The sequence below is a fragment of the Cupriavidus alkaliphilus genome, from assembly GCF_014191175.1.
In the GTDB taxonomy this organism is placed as follows: domain Bacteria; phylum Pseudomonadota; class Gammaproteobacteria; order Burkholderiales; family Burkholderiaceae; genus Cupriavidus; species Cupriavidus alkaliphilus.
On the sequence record NZ_JACHWE010000001.1, the window covers coordinates 1,357,598 to 1,372,085 of the forward strand.

The following is a 14,488-nucleotide window of genomic DNA, read 5'->3' on the forward strand; positions in this document are numbered from 1 at the left end:
CCTTGCGCTGACATGCGCAGACATGGGCATTTACCGCATTTCAATACGGTCACGGCGTCTCTTGACGCCGTTTTTATGTCGAAGTCCCTATCGTGGCGGGGCGTTCCGATGCGGACGCGCTCCTCAACCCGCTACCTTCGACCATGACCTTGCCTCGCATCTCCGCCGGCCGCCACGCCGCAACTGCCGCGCTGGCCGCCGCCGTGTGGCTGGCCAGCGCCAAGCCCGTCCTGGCGCAAGCCCCCGCCGACGCGGCTGACGCCGCAGTCCACAGCTTTAGTGCCAACCTCGCGCTTGCCAGCGACTACCGCTACCGCGGCCTGACCCAAAGCAGCGGCCGCCCGGCGATCCAGGGTGGCTTCGACTACAGCCATGCCAGCGGCTTCTACCTCGGCAACTGGAACTCCAGCATCAGCTGGCTGGGCGACAGCCATCCGGACGTGTCCGCGCCCGTCGAGATGGACTTCTACGGCGGCTATCGCCATGCATTTGGCGACAGCGGCTGGAGCACCGACGTGGGCGTGCTGCAGTACTACTATCCCGGCAGCTATCCCGACCGCTACACCAGCCCCGACACCACCGAGCTGTACGCCGGCATCGGCTACGGCCCCGTGACGTTGAAATACTCCTACGCGCCGACCAACCTGTTCGGGCTGGCCGATAGCCGCCACAGCTGGTATGCCGACCTGTCGGCCAACGTTCCGCTCGGGTTCTGGGGCCTGACGTTGAACGCGCACGTGGGCTACCAGAAGGTGCAGGTGGCCGAGGCCTCGTACGCGGACTGGAAGCTTGGCCTGACCAGGGACCTGGGCCACGGCTTCGCGCTGGCGCTGGCGTATCTCGATACCAATGCCGACCGCGCCGTGTACACCAGCGCCAAGGGGCGCTACCTTGGCCGCGCCACCGTGTGGGGCTCGCTGAGCAAGACGTTCTAGCGGGCCCGGTTTACATTCGCCGCGATGTGTCCTACACCCAGTCAGGCGACCCCGGCGACTTCGCGGCCGGGCAGGGGGAGGACGGCGCATGGGCATGCAGCAGCAGGACAAGGTCTTTGCCGGGGCGATTGCCGAGGTCTACGAGGCGCTGATGGTGCCGATGATCTTTGCGCCCTATGCCGCCGACCTGGGGCGGCGCATCGCCGCGCTGCGGCCACGCCGGGTGCTGGAGCTGGCCGCCGGCACCGGGGCGCTGACGCGGGAGCTGGCCGGGCGCCTGCCGGCGGACACCCTGGTGGTGGCCACCGACCTCAATGCACCGATGCTGGCGCGCGCGCAAGCCGCGGGCACCGCGCGCCCGGTGCAGTGGCGCGAGGCCGACGCGATGCGGCTGCCGTTCGACGACGCCAGCTTCGACCTGGTCGCGTGCCAGTTCGGCGCGATGTTCTTCCCGGACAAGGGCAGGGCCTTCGCCGAGGCCCGCCGCGTGCTGGTGCCGGGCGGCACGCTGGTGTTCAACGTGTGGGACCGGATCGCGTTCAACGCCTTCGCCCGCGATATCACCGCGGCCCTTGCCACGCTGTTCCCCGAGGCGCCGCCCGATTTCATGGTCCGCATCCCGCACGGTTACCACAGCCAGGCCGCCATCGAACAGGACCTGCGCACCGGCGGGTTCACGGCGGGCGCGGTGTTCGAGACCGTCACCGAGACCAGCCACGCAGCCGCCGCGCGCATTCCCGCCACGGCGTTCTGCCAGGGCACGCCGCTGCGCACCGAGCTGGAAGCGCGCGGCCCCGACGCCCTGGCGCGCGCGACCGGCCACTGCGAGCGGGCGCTGGTCCAGGCCTACGGCGACGGGCCGCTGGCCGGCCCGATGCAGGCGCACGTGGTCATGGTCACGGCGCCCTGAAGCCAGGTCAGGGCCTCGCACGGGCCCGCCAGGGGGTGCGCAAATCGCCGCCTGCACCGATACTGTCGTCACAGGCATCCGCCAGGCTTCACGGCGACCGCAATCCCGGGCATACGGCATGGACCCCTTGATCATTTCCGCATCGGTGGCATTGGGCATAGGACTGGCGATCGGGCTGGAGCGCGAGCGCAGCCAGGCGGCCGACGGCGGCAGCGAAGCGCCGGCCGGGCTGCGCACCTTCGCGCTGGCCAGCCTGGCGGGCGTGGCCAGCGCGATGCTGTCGGCGGCGCTGGTGCTGCCGGTGATGCTGCTGGGCGCGGCGCTGCTGGCGGCGGTGGGCTACCACCGCTCGGCCGGCCGCGACAGCGGCCTGACCACGGAATTCGCGCTGCTGCTGACCTTGCTGCTGGGCGCGCTGGCGGCGAGCCATCCGGCGCTGGCGGCGGCGCTGGCCACGGTGGTGGTGCTGTTGCTGCACGGCAAGTCCTTCCTGCACCACCTTGCCCGGCGCGAGGTCACGCGCGAGGAAATGAGCCAGGCGCTGATCCTGGCCACCGCCGCGCTGATCGTCTGGCCGCTGCTGCCGGACCGCTACATGGGCCCGCTCGACGCCTGGAACCCGCACGCGATCTGGCTGGTGGTGCTGCTGGTGCTGCTGGCCGGCGCGGTCGGGCACATCTGCGCACGCGTGTTCGGCAACCGCCTGGGCCTGCCGATCTCGGGCCTGTTCGGCGGCTTCGTTTCCAGCACCGCCACCATTGCCGCGATGGCGGTGCTGTCGCGCCAGAGCGAGGCGCGCATCCACGGTCCGGTGGCGGCGGCCTTGCTGTCGAGTGTCGCCACCTATGTGCAGATGCTGGTGCTGCTGGGCGCCACCAGCCTGTCCGCGCTGGCGGCGCTGGCGCTGCCGCTGGCCGCGGGGCTGGCGGTGATCGCGGCGTTTGGCGGCATCTGGCTGTGGCGCTCGTGGCATGAGGCCCGCGGCGGCACCGGGAGCGTGCCCGGCGGCGGGATCTTCGACTGGCGCGGCGCGGCGGTGTTCGCGCTGCTGTTTGCGGTGCTGCAACTGGTGGGCGCGGCCACGCAGGCATGGGCCGGCAACGAAGGGCTGCTCGCGCTTTCCGTGGGCGCCGGCTTTGCCGACGCGCACGCCGCGGCCACCTCGATCGGCGCCATGGTCGGCGCCGGCAAGCTGGCGCCGCCGGACGCGGTATGGCCGGTGCTGGGCGCGCTGACGGCCAATACCGTCAGCAAGATCGTCGCGTCGACGGCGGGCGGCGCGCGCTTTGCGGTGCCGGTCGCGCTCGGGCTGGTGCTGTCGACCGGCGCGACCTGGGCGGCGGCGTGGCTGCTGCGGCTGGCTTGAGGCCGGGGCGCATGGTCCGCTACCATCTGCGGGGGGCGCCGGGAGGTCCCGGCGCGCAGGCTCGGACGATCAGGACCATGCTGCTTGCACGCTTGCTTTCGCTGGGCCTGCTGCTGGGCCTGCTGCCGGGCCTGCTGTCGGGGTGCGATTTCCTGCGCGGCTATGCGGAAGGCGAATCCGCCGTGATGCGGGACTTCCGCGCCGGCAGCGCCCATGCCGATGCCGATGCCGCGATCGGCGCGATGCGCTTTGTCTTCGACGATTTCGGCGGCCTCAGCACCGACACGCTGGAAACCAATGCGCTGCCGTGGAAGCTGGCCACCGCGGCGCTGCTGGTCGCGGGCAATCCCGATGCACCGGTCACGCCGGAGCGCCTGCGCCGGGCGCTGCGCGAATTCGGCTTTGTCTATCCCGACGCGGTCCTCAACTGGCCGGGCGCGCAGCAACCCCGCTTCGACAAGCCGCTGGGCGTGGTCAGCGGCATGATCGGCCGCGAGCTCCCCACGATCCGGCTGGAGGTGTCCAACCTGGGCTGCGCCGCTTGCCATGCCGGCGTCACCTACGGCGCCGACGGGCATCCCGCGCGCAACGTCTGGCTCGGGCTGCCGAATACCTCGCTCAACCTCGATGCCTTCGTCGCCGCGGTCTATCAGGCGGTCAAGCGCGTGCGCGCCGATCCGCAGGCGCTGCTGGCGGCGATCACCCAGCTCTATCCCGACACCAGCGCGCAGGAGCTGCATACGCTACGCAAGTTCGTCTGGCCGCGGCTGGTCAGGCGCGTGGCGGAACTGGAGGCGAATGGCGATGCGCCGCTGCCGTTCAGCAACGGGGCGCCCGGCAGCACCAACGGCGTCGCCGCGCTCAAGTTCCAGTTCCACCTGCTGGCCGCGGGGACGGCGGCCAGCGGCGCCACCTCGATCCCGGAGCTGGGCCAGCGCAACCTGCGCACCTCGCTGCTGTACGACGGCGTCTATGCCGGCAAGGGCATGGCGCGCTTTGGCCCGGCTCCACCCGGGACGGCCGGCGATGCCGCGCGCCTCGCGCCGATCGTCGCCTTCTTTACCGTGCCGACCATGGGCATGCCGCCCGACCGGGCCGGCCGCGCGATCGCGCCGGTGGCGGACGTCATGCGCTTCCTGGCGGGCTACACGCCGCCGCCGTTCCCGGGGCCGGTCGACCTGGCCCGCGCCGCGCGCGGCCGCGCCGTCTATGCCGCAAGCTGCGCGCAATGCCACGGCCGCTACAGCGACGACGCGCAACGCCCGCGCCTGCTGAGCTTCCCCAACCGGCTGGTGGCGCAGGCCGACCTCGGCACCGACCCGACGCGCTGGCAAGCCATCGATGCGGACCTGTTGCGTGCGATCGCGCGCTCCGAGCTGGGCAAGCATATCGACGCCGCCAACACCGGCGGCTACGTCGCGCCTATCCTGTCCGGCCTGTGGGCCACGGCGCCCTACCTGCATAACGGCTCGGTGCCGACGCTGTGGCACCTGATGCATCCGCAGGCGCGGCCCGCGCGCTTCTGGGTCGGCGGGCATGCGCTCGACTACCGCAAGCTGGGCATTGCCGGGCAGCCCGATGCGCAAGGTGACTGGGCCTATCCGGCGGGCTACCGGCCGTGGTCCGCGCCGATGTTCTACGACACCGCGACGCCCGGGCGCAGCAACCGCGGCCATGAGCGGGAGTTTTCGACGCTGGCGGAAGACGACAAGGACGCGCTGCTCGAATTCCTGAAACTGCTCTAGGCCATGCCAGGCCAGGTCAGTCGTCGACGAGCAGTTCGTGCGCGGGCAGCCGCGCGCTCTGCGCCACGCCCGCCGGCGCCGGCCCGAAGCGCATCACGTTGACCAGCCGGTTGCCGCGCGGCAGCCGCTGGCTTTCCGCCAGCAGCGCCGCATGGCCGGGCGAATCGGCCAGTGCGGACATCGGCACGCCGGCCAGGCCGTGCGCGGTCATGGCCAGCCAGAACCGGTACCAGTGCCGGCCGATGTCGAAATTCGACACCTCCGGGCCGGCGTGGATCAGCACGATCCCGGCCGCGCTGCGGATCTTCGCGCTCTCGGTGGCCAGCATGCCGGTCAGCGACAGCGCCGACAGCCACCGCACCACGCCGGGCCGCAGCACCATCGATGCGCCCCAGGCTTCCCAGCGCGACAGCGCCATGCACGGCGCCGACAGGCCATCGCGCCGCCACTGCGGATGCTCCGGCGACAAGCGCAGCCAGCGGTACAGCTCGGCGGCGAAGCCCGGCATCTCGAATGCCGCCGCCGCGGCCTCGTCGTACCACCGCGCGATCTCGGCGCTGCTGTGCTCGCCGGCGGGCATGACATGGGCCGAGTGCGCGGCAACGCATTGCGCCAGTGCCGTGCGCTGCGATGGGCTCGCGCCGCGGAACTTGCCCCGATACGCATGGCGCCGATCAACCTGCACGGCAAGCGCATCGGCATGCGCGCCGGGCGCCATGGTGGCGGTGGCCGCGATCCGCAACGCCGGCGAGGTGCAGGGATACGGCAGGGGGCGCACCTCGGGCCGCGCCAATCCCACACCGATGGCCGACAGCGCCATTGCCATGCCTTCCCACGCCATCCCCAGCGCAATCTGGTTGTCCCGTCCGGTGGGATCTCCCACCGACAGCCAGCGGGCGGGATCCTCCAGCAACTCCACCCGGTCGCCCGCAAAGCGCCAGCGCGCCGGCTGGATATTGTGCGCGCTGGGTGCGCGGCCGGCTTGTGCCACTAGGATAAGTTGCTGGGCGCGGGTAAGCATGTCGCTAGATCGCCTTCCTGAACAGGTTCAGCCGATGCAGCGGGCTGGCGCCGATCTTTTCCATCTGCCTGAGGCTGGCGCCGTTCGACTCCGAGATCCAGCTGACGCCCAGATGCGAGTAGCCGGCCCCGCGCAGCGCGGCCAGCAGGCGATGCAGCATCACGCCATTGACGCCAAGCCCGTGGAACTTCCGCCGTACCGAGAAAAAGATGATGGCCGCGCGCTTGCGGCCGGCACGGAAGCGGAGCAGGTGCCACAGTGTCGCCAGCTTCAGCCGGAAACCAGTGGCGCGCAGGAACGGATTGAGGTCCGGCACGCACAACAGCACGCCGACCGGCTCGCCGTTGCAGCTGGCGACATACGACAGCCGCTGGTCGATGATCCACATCATGCCGGCGCAGGGGTACAGGAATTCCTCTTCGGTCAGCGGCACGAACATCGGGTTGTCGGCAAAGCCGTCGTTCAGCACCGCGCAGGCCTGGCGCAGGCGCTGCTCGAAGCCGCGCCGGCGGATCGGCGTGAACTGCCAGGCGGGGTCTTCCAGCAGCGCGCGCTGCTTGTCCCCGATCAGTAGCTCCGGATCGCAGCCGCGCACGTCGAGTTCGAAGGTGCGCATCGGAAAGAACGGCTCGAAGCCGCATGCAACGAGCAGCCTGGCGATATGCGGGAGCGTGTATTCCTGGTAGGTGTAGGGCGCATGCGCGAAGCCATCGGTGACGATGCCGATCATCTGCGTGATGGTCAGGTTGAAGCTGCCGGCCAGTTCGTCGCAGCCCTGCCGCCTGGCCCAGTCCGCTGCCGCATCCAGCAGCGCCTGCGCCACCGCCACGTCGTCGATGCAGTCGAACAGGCCGAAATAGCCGCGCTGCTGCCCGAAGCGCTGGTTGGCGGCATCGTGGACATGCGCCAGGAGCCGGCCCACGATGCGCCCGTCGCGATGCGCGGTGAACCAGGTGCGCCGTGCAAAGTTCCGGAACAGCGGGTTCTTCGCCGCATCCAGCGCGCGCGCCAGGTCGCCTTTCATCGGCGAGACGAAATGCGTGGCGTGGCCATAGCACGCAAACGGCGCTTCGAAGAACGCATCGAAATCGCCTTCGCGCAGGGTAAGCGTCATGCGGCCTCCCGCTGGCCGAGATGGCGCGCCAGCCGCAGGATCACCGCAGCGCGCAGCTCGCCGATGGCCGCGTTGGCGCCTTGCGGCAGGTTCAGCAGCACCACCTGCGCGGGCTGGCGCGTGACCAGCAGCGCATGCGTCATCTCGTGGCGCGCGAGCAGGTCTGCCAGCTGCTCCGCGGCCTCGACGCGATCGCCGGTCTCGTTTGCGGCCCACGCTCTCGCTTCGCCGATCGACACCGGCTCGCGCCGCCTGCCGGCGATGTCGAACAGCGCGTCCAGTGCATAGCCCGCCAGCTCGGCTTCGCCCAGCACCACGTGGTCGGCGGTCTGGGGCAGGCGCCTGAGCGAACGCAGGAAGCCTTCCGGCGTATCGAGCCGGGCATGCAGCAGCCAGCGCAGGAAGGCACTGCCATCTCCCGCCAGCGACACCGCGCGCATGCGCACGAAGATCGCGGTCAGCAGCACCCAGGCCATGGCCACCGGCATGCCACGCAGGCCGGCCTCGGCAAAGCCCGGCCCGGTGCCGTGCGTGGCCAGCGCCATCACGCCGGCCAGCACCGTCGCGAACACCAGCGCGGCCGCCATATGCGCCAGCAGTCCGCGCACGACCCGCTGCGATTCCGACAGGTGCAGGAACACATAGACGAACGCCAGCGCCCCCAGCGCGCCAAGGCGCACCGGCACCTGGCCCAGCTCTTCGCGGAAATCGGTGGCGGCAAGCGGCAGCGCCAGCACCACCACCACGACCACGGCGCGCGCCAGGCGCGCCTCGTTGGCCGACAGGTCGGCGTCGCGCAGCCACAGCAGCAACCAGCCATTGCTGGCCGTGACCACGGCAAGGCCGCCCAGGAAGGCGAGCAGCAGCGGGGTATCGCCGGCCAGGTCCGTGAACAGGTTGAGGGTGAAGAAGAGCGCCGACACGCCCAGCGCCAGCCCCTTCAGCCACAGCGGATGGTGCCGCCGCAACAGGCGTTCGGCGAACAGCGTCATCGCTAGCGGCAGCAGCGTGGCCGCGGCAAACACCAGTTGCGCCAGCCAGGTGCTCCCGAACAGCCAGGCAAAGCCCCGCACCGCCAGCAGCGCGGTCAGCACGCCGAACAGGAACAGACCCGTGCCGGCGCCGGCCTCGCGCCGGCTCCACAGGAAATGCAGGTAGAGTCCGCAGCCGGCCGCGCCGAGCCAGGTCACGGCCACATCGCTTGCCAGCGCATCAATCACCGTCAGCCCCCATCGCGCATCAGCCTCGCCATGAAGCGCCGCACCAGCGCGCGCACGGCCCATGCCGACAGCGGGTTGCGCGGTCGCTCGATGCGCATGCTCCAGGGATCGAAGAAATAGCCGCGGCAATCGGCCAGCCGCGGACGCCCGAGCACCAGCTTGATCGCTTCGAACGCCATCAGGTTGCCGGTGGCGATCACCATCGGCGCGAACGACATGCGCTTGCGCTTGCCGCTCAGCAGGTCCCTGGCGAGGTCCAGCTGGACATGGCGCACCGAGCTGGAATGGACCATCACGTACTCCAGTTCCTTGCCCAGGCACGCCTGCCGGAGTTCCGGCGTCAGCGCCTGCCAGTCCATGCCGGGGGTGGCATAGCCCAGCCGTTCCTCCGGCCGGGGATCGTGCGGGCGCACCACCGTGACCGAGGGCAGGGGAGAGGTATAGGCGTCGATCACGGTGGCGCCGTGCTCGCGGGCCTTGCGGTAGAGCGCAAGCCCCGCGGCGATGTCGTCCATGCCGTTGACCACGATCTTGTAGCGGCCCAGCAGGTCATCGAGGCGGTCGGTCCACTCGGCGCCGAAGGTCTCGATGGCAAGCTCCGGGTTGATGCGGCGGATCTGCGCCACGGTGGCCTCGACCTTGTCCACGCCGACCGTGTCGAGGCTGGCGAAGACCTGCCGGTTCAGGTTGGACACGTCGAAGGCATCGAAGTCCGCGAGCGCAAAGCGGCCGATGCCGACGCGCGCCAGCGCCTGCAGGCAGGCCCCGCCCATGCCGCCGACACCGCAGACCAGCACCTGCGCCTGGCGCAGCAGCCGCTGCTCCGCCTCCGTGACGAAGCCGATATTGCGGGTGGTGAATTCCTCGTACGAGAACGGCGCCGTCATGGGCTCTTCCTTGCGCGCAGGTCGCCCATCGGCTCGCGCGGGTTCAGCCAGTGGAACAGCGGCAGGACGATGCGGCCCACCGCGAGAAACGCCACCTGGTACAGGATGGCGGGCAGGGAATCGCGCGGCACTTCGCGCAGCAGGTATTTGCGCGCGCTGGCCAGGTCCAGGCAGGCAATCTGCAGGAAGTCGTCGCCGCGCTGGTAGTCGAGTTCGCGCCGGCACAGTTCGTTGGCGCGGGCGTCGCGATGCTTTGGCGCCTCCTCGAAGGTCTTCTTCAGGTTGTCCGAGCCGCCGGTATAGGCATCGATGATGACGAAGCGGGCCTCGTCGAAGCCCGCGGCCCGGTCGACGCCAAACACATGGCGGTGCGAGCGCATGATCTCGCGCGCCACGCTCAGGTGCTCGAAACTGCGGCGCGACGGCGCGAAGGGATTGGGGTAGGAGGAGACGAAGACCTCGGCCACCTTGCCGATGATCGCCGGCACCTGGGTCACGTTGCTGATCCAGATCGGGCGCAGGCCGCGGCGGAAAAACAGCAGGATGCAGGTCAGCCCGTACAGCACCCAGGACAGCCCCTGCGTGCGATACCCCGGATCTACCATCACCAGCCCAAGGTGGATCGCCTCCGCCGGCTGGCCCCGCAGCTCGATCGGCATCACCGAGAGCGCATTGAAAGCGATGGCCCGGCCGCTGTCGCGGTCATACAGCAGGGTGATCACGGCCCGCCGCAGCCGTTCCGGATCGCCGGAGAGCACGCCGTAATCCAGGTCCTTGCCAATGCCACGCTGCACGATGCCGCGCAGCTCGGCCAGCATGGCGTCGAGCCGGGCGGGCTCCATCCACATGCCGGGCCGCTCGACCACCCGGATCCGCACCGTGCGGCTGGCGTTCAGGCTCAGGTCGAGGTAGCGCAGCCGTGGTTGGATACGCCCGAGGAGTTTGAGCATGCAGGTTTGGCGCGGTGCCGTTGTTCTTGTATGGCCGGACGGCGGGGGAGCGTGATGTGGAGGATATAACACCGCGTCGCTGGTGTCACGGCGGGGGCGGCGCGCGGAGCCGGCCTGCAAATTCTGCAACGCTGACGCGCGGCTTGCCTGATGCGACCGCAGTACCGGCCCCCATCGGCGCCGGCGTGCGGCCCTGAATCGTGGAACGAAAGTTGCGTGGTTTTGGCTTCCCGCGGTCGGCGGCCCGCTTCGGCAATCTGGGCCGGCCCGCACGGGGAACAAGTCCTCAGAACGACCGACGTGTCACGACAAGGAGTTGGCAATGAAACCAGGTTCGAGCGGCAAGACCGCACGCAAGACCTCAGGCAAGACCGCTGGCAAGGCCGGCGCCGACAGGAAGAACCCGGGCGCGCGCATGGACCGCGAGGCCAGCGAGATCAAGAGCCGCAGCGCCGATCCGGGGCAAAGCAGCTATGGCGGCTTCCGCAACGAGGATCCGCGCCGGCAGCACCAGGCTGAAGCCGGCAAGCCGAAGAAGCCCGCGCGCTAGTGTCGGGTGAAGGCGGAGATGGCTTCGGCATAGCGGCGCACGACCGCCTGGCGCTGGTGATCGGCCAGGAACAGGCGCAGGCCCGGTTCGCTGCGGCGTGACTCGCCGCTGCAAACGGCCAGCATGGTTGCGCACAACGGGTCCACGCCCGGGTCCACCACCCAGCCGAAGCCGTCGACCGCCTCGGGTAGCCCGCCGCGACGCGTGACGATGACCTCGCAGCCGGCTGCCAGGCCTTCCAGGGCGACGATGCCGAAGGGCTCGTAGCCGGTCGACGGCACCACCAGGCAGGCATGCTGCGCCAGCATCGTCGCCACCACCGCGGGCCGCTGGGCACCGGCAAAGGTCACGGCCTCGGCGCACTCCAGTGTTGCCGCCAGCGCCACCAGCACCGCGTATTGCGGCCCGTCGCCGATCACCGTCAGGCGTACATCAGGCCGCATCGCGCGCAGCCTGGCAAAGCTGCGCAGCAACAGGTCGACCCCTTTCTCCGTCACCAACCGCCCGACAAAGGCGAAGGTACCGGGCTGGCGCCGCGCGGCAGCCGGCTTGAACAGGTCGTCGCGATAGCCATTGTGAATCACCAGCGGGTGGCCGGGCAGCCATCCGGCCAGGTACCGGCTGACGCAAATGTTGTGGTAGAAGCGCGACATCCAGCGCTTGACGTTGCCCGCCGTGAACCGCCGCGTCTCGCCATAGTGGCTGTACGGGCCATGATGCGTCAGTACGATGCGGCGCCGCAGCACGGTGGCCAGCAACACGTCGTAGAAAGTCAGCCCGACGAACACGACCAGCGGGTGCCGCAGCATGGCGCGCGCCAGTTCGACCATGCCCGCCACGCGCGTGACCGGATAGGGAAACTCCGGCGCGTCGTCAGCGGCCGCCGGCGTGCGCGTCGCCAGCTCGATCCGATAGCCCAGCTCGGCCAGTCCCAGCGCCAGGTCTTCGGCAAAGCGCTCCATGCCGCCCACCGAGGGATGGAAAGGCGCGCTGAATATCAGGAGATCGGGCAGCGGCGGCGCGATGTCCGGGGGCTCGGGCTGGCTCATCCTCGTTGCGCTCCATGGCTTGCACAGCACAGGCCCTCGCTGGGGGGACGGTGGCGTTCAAGCATGCCGGCAGCCGGTGCCGCGTTCTGTTCGCTGTCGCACGGAGCACTGTCAGGCGCGGTTTGACCGAGGCGCAGCTCGAGACATCTGCGATGCCAGGCGCCGCCGCGGCGCGTCCGACATGCGCGGCGTGCTGAAGGAGCCCCGGTCATTGCTGGCAGCCGAGATGGACGGCACCGCCGCCGGTCGCCGCCTGGCGCAGGCGTCCCATGCGCATGCCGCCTTTGTTCTATCCGGTCGCCAGGCGATCTGATGTACTGGCACGCAACGTCGCCGCTGCCGCAAGCCGATGCGCGCAACCGGCTAGCGTGGTGCGACGGACCAGGCCGATGGCCGCGCTCCCGATTGCCCAATTACCCAATTGCCCACCGGCCCCAACGCGATGACGAAAAGTCCCCCGCAGTGGCAGTCCACGCCGCTGTACGATCAGCACCTGCTGCTGCGCGCCCGCATGGGCGACGTGGACGGCTGGAAGCTCCCGCTTGCCTACGGCTCCCAGATCGAAGAGCACCATGCCGTGCGCAAGGACGCAGGCATGTTCGACCTGTCGCATCTGTGCGTGGCGGACCTGCAGGGTCCGGATGCGCGAATGATGCTTGGCAGGCTCCTGTCCAATGATGTCGGCAAGCTGAAGACGCCTGGCAAGGCCCTGTATAGCTGCATGCTCGACACTTCGGGCGGCATGATCGACGACCTCGTGGTCTACTACCTCGGGCCGCAGCATTACCGCGCCGTCCTGAACGCGCGCACGGCCGCTGGTGACATCGCATGGATCCGCGCCAGGATCCATGAGGCCAGGGCCGAAATGACCGTGGTGCCGCGACGGCCGGATGGCGTCACGGCAGGGGTCGAGCCGCTGGCGGTCATCGCCGTGCAGGGGCCGAGGGCCCGCGAAAAAGTCATGCGGGCAATTCCGGCCACCCGCCACGCCGAAACGCTGAAGCCGTTCAACTCCACCTTCGTGCGCGACCCGGAAGCCGGCGAGCTGATGGTGGCGAGGACCGGGAAGACCGGCGAGGATGGTTTCGAACTGATGGTGGCGGCAAGGCATGCCGGCCGCCTCTGGGACCGGTTGCACTCGGCAGGAATCGTTGCGGCAGGCCACGAGGCGTGGGATACGCTGCGGCTCGAGGCGGGCGTGCATCGGCACGGGCACGACATTGACGTCCATACCTCGCCGCTCGATGCAGGCCTGGGCTGGAGCGTGGATCTCGATTCCGGCCGGGACTTCTGCGGCAGGTCTGCCGTGCGCGCCCGTGGCCAGACGCAGCAGTTCGTCGGACTCGCGCTGGAAGGCAGCGGCGCGGTCCCGCCAGCGCACAGCACGGTGAGCAGCGAGGAGGGCGCGGTGATCGGCAAGGTCACCAGCGCCACCTATAGTCCGACGCTGGGCTTCGCCATCGCGCTGGCGCGGGTAGCGCCCGGGGTCGGGATCGGCGATCGCGTCACGGTGGAGGTCTACCGCAACCGGATCGCGGCGAAAGTCGTGCGCACACCGTTCGTGCGGGGCGCAAGCTGATTGGGGGCCTGAGGGCTGCAGCCTTGCATTGCGGTCGGGGTGCGGTTCGCGGATTCGATAGAATCGGCGTCCGACCAGCGCCGCAAGGCGCCTTTGCCGCTCCTCCCGCGACGCTGCGCGCCATGAAGACCAAGACTACTGTAGACATCGTCATCTATCCCGGATTCAAGGCCGTCGAAGCGGTCGGCGCCATCAATGTCTTCGATTACGCCAATACCCGGCTGCGGCAGCTCGGCTGCGAGCCGAAATACGAGCTGCGCCTGGTCGCGCCGCGCGCCGGCGCGATCCGCTCCGACACGCTGGTATCGCTCGAGGCCACGCACGCGCTCGCTGGCCTGGCGCCCGCGGACGTGGTGGTGGTCGTCGGCGCACGCGACATCGTCAACGTGCTGGGCGCGTGCGGCGACATCGTCAGCTGGTGCCGGACCCAGGCCGGCCGGCTGCGGACCATCGTGGGCCTGTGCTCGGGCAGCTTCTTCCTTGCCGAGGCCGGCCTGCTTGCGGGCCGGCGCGCGGCCACGCACTGGAGCGTGGCGGAGTTGATGCGGCAGCGGTATCCCGGGGTCCGGGTGGATGCCGATGCCATCTTCGTGCGCGATGCGCATATCTGGACCTCGGCCGGCGTGACCGCGGTGTTCGACCTGGTGCTTGCCATGGTCGAGGAGGACCTCGGGCGCGACATCGCGCTGTCGGTGGCGCGGGATCTGGTGGTCTACCTGAAGCGGCCGGGCGGTCAATCACAGTTCAGTGAACACCTGCTCAGCCAGATGACGGGGCATCCGCGCGTGCGCGATATCCAGGACTATATCCACCGCATGCCCAAGGCGGACCTCTCGGTGCAGGTGCTGGCGCAGCGCTTTGCGATGAGCCAGCGCAATTTTTCCCGGGTATTCCTGAAGGAAACCGGGCATACGCCGTCGGCCTACGTGGAGCAGACCCGGCTCGCTGCGGCGCGGCGCCTGCTGGAAGACAGTGCGCAGCCGCTGAAGTGGATCGCAGTCGAGAGCGGCTTTGGCTCGGAGGCCAAGCTCAGGCAAGCGTTCCAGCGCCGGCTCCAGGTCACGCCGGGCGCCTATCGGGAGCGCTTTGCCAGCACCGGCGTCGATGACGCCGGGGCGGGCTGAGGCGGAGCGTCGCCGCCCCGCGTTGCCGTCAGGCCAGG

At 69.8% G+C, this 14,488-nt stretch carries 14 protein-coding genes; 8 read left to right on the plus strand and 6 right to left on the minus strand.

Annotation, left to right across the window (positions count from 1 at the left end):
• Nucleotides 1-143 precede the first annotated feature (143 nt).
• The 4 genes from FHX60_RS06405 to FHX60_RS06420 all read left to right on the plus strand — a co-directional run bounded on the left by FHX60_RS06405 (nt 144) and on the right by FHX60_RS06420 (nt 4,956).
• Complete coding sequence (locus FHX60_RS06405; protein WP_183282789.1) at nt 144-935, plus strand: TorF family putative porin; 792 nt, start codon at nt 144-146, stop codon at nt 933-935.
• An 88-nt stretch (nt 936-1,023) separates the two neighbouring features.
• Complete coding sequence (locus FHX60_RS06410; RefSeq protein ID WP_112777418.1) at nt 1,024-1,845, plus strand: class I SAM-dependent methyltransferase; 822 nt, start codon at nt 1,024-1,026, stop codon at nt 1,843-1,845.
• Nucleotides 1,846-1,963: 118 nt separating this feature from the next.
• Nucleotides 1,964-3,211, plus strand: a complete 1,248-nt coding sequence (locus FHX60_RS06415) for an MgtC/SapB family protein (RefSeq protein WP_112777417.1) — start codon at nt 1,964-1,966, stop codon at nt 3,209-3,211.
• Nucleotides 3,212-3,288: 77 nt separating this feature from the next.
• Complete coding sequence (locus FHX60_RS06420) at nt 3,289-4,956, plus strand: c-type cytochrome (RefSeq protein WP_183282790.1); 1,668 nt, start codon at nt 3,289-3,291, stop codon at nt 4,954-4,956.
• 16 nt (nt 4,957-4,972) lie between these two features.
• Here the strand turns inward: FHX60_RS06420 and FHX60_RS06425 are convergent, their stop codons facing one another.
• From FHX60_RS06425 to FHX60_RS06445, 5 genes are read right to left on the minus strand one after another with little or no spacing between them, the layout of a single operon-like run.
• Entirely contained in the window at nt 4,973-5,977 is a 1,005-nt protein-coding gene (locus tag FHX60_RS06425; RefSeq protein WP_183282791.1) for a nitroreductase family protein, read from the minus strand.
• Between the two features lie 4 nt (nt 5,978-5,981).
• The gene (locus FHX60_RS06430) at nt 5,982-7,091 is read right to left on the minus strand and encodes a GNAT family N-acetyltransferase (protein WP_183282792.1); all 1,110 of its coding nucleotides are present in this window, start codon (nt 7,089-7,091) and stop codon (nt 5,982-5,984) included.
• Entirely contained in the window at nt 7,088-8,311 is a 1,224-nt protein-coding gene (locus FHX60_RS06435; RefSeq protein WP_183282793.1) for a hypothetical protein, read from the minus strand. The genes FHX60_RS06430 and FHX60_RS06435 overlap by 4 nt, the downstream gene beginning before the upstream one ends.
• A 2-nt stretch (nt 8,312-8,313) precedes the next feature.
• Nucleotides 8,314-9,198 carry a HesA/MoeB/ThiF family protein gene (locus FHX60_RS06440; protein ID WP_183282794.1) on the minus strand — a complete coding sequence of 295 codons (885 nt, stop codon included), beginning with the start codon at nt 9,196-9,198 and terminating at the stop codon, nt 8,314-8,316.
• Nucleotides 9,195-10,148, minus strand: a complete 954-nt coding sequence (locus FHX60_RS06445; protein WP_183282795.1) for a hypothetical protein — start codon at nt 10,146-10,148, stop codon at nt 9,195-9,197. The genes FHX60_RS06440 and FHX60_RS06445 overlap by 4 nt, the downstream gene beginning before the upstream one ends.
• Before the next feature lie 322 nt (nt 10,149-10,470).
• On the opposite strand from FHX60_RS06445, the gene FHX60_RS06450 reads away from it, so the two are divergent.
• Nucleotides 10,471-10,698, plus strand: a complete 228-nt coding sequence (locus FHX60_RS06450; RefSeq protein WP_183282796.1) for a hypothetical protein — start codon at nt 10,471-10,473, stop codon at nt 10,696-10,698.
• Here the strand turns inward: FHX60_RS06450 and FHX60_RS06455 are convergent.
• Nucleotides 10,695-11,747, minus strand: coding sequence for a glycosyltransferase family 4 protein (locus FHX60_RS06455; RefSeq protein ID WP_183282797.1), 1,053 nt, complete (start codon nt 11,745-11,747; stop codon nt 10,695-10,697). The genes FHX60_RS06450 and FHX60_RS06455 overlap by 4 nt on opposite strands.
• Nucleotides 11,748-11,928: 181 nt before the next feature.
• Here FHX60_RS06455 and FHX60_RS27660 point away from each other — a divergent pair, with 181 nt between their 5' ends.
• From FHX60_RS27660 to FHX60_RS06465, 3 genes are all read left to right on the plus strand, one after another.
• A complete protein-coding gene (locus tag FHX60_RS27660) occupies nt 11,929-12,060 on the plus strand; it encodes a hypothetical protein (RefSeq protein WP_258397145.1) in 132 nt (43 codons plus the stop codon).
• Between the two features lie 129 nt (nt 12,061-12,189).
• Complete coding sequence (gene gcvT / locus FHX60_RS06460) at nt 12,190-13,326, plus strand: glycine cleavage system aminomethyltransferase GcvT (RefSeq protein ID WP_183282798.1); 1,137 nt, start codon at nt 12,190-12,192, stop codon at nt 13,324-13,326.
• 122 nt (nt 13,327-13,448) lie between these two features.
• A complete protein-coding gene (locus FHX60_RS06465; RefSeq protein ID WP_183282799.1) occupies nt 13,449-14,450 on the plus strand; it encodes a GlxA family transcriptional regulator in 1,002 nt (333 codons plus the stop codon).
• Nucleotides 14,451-14,488: the final 38 nt, after the last annotated feature.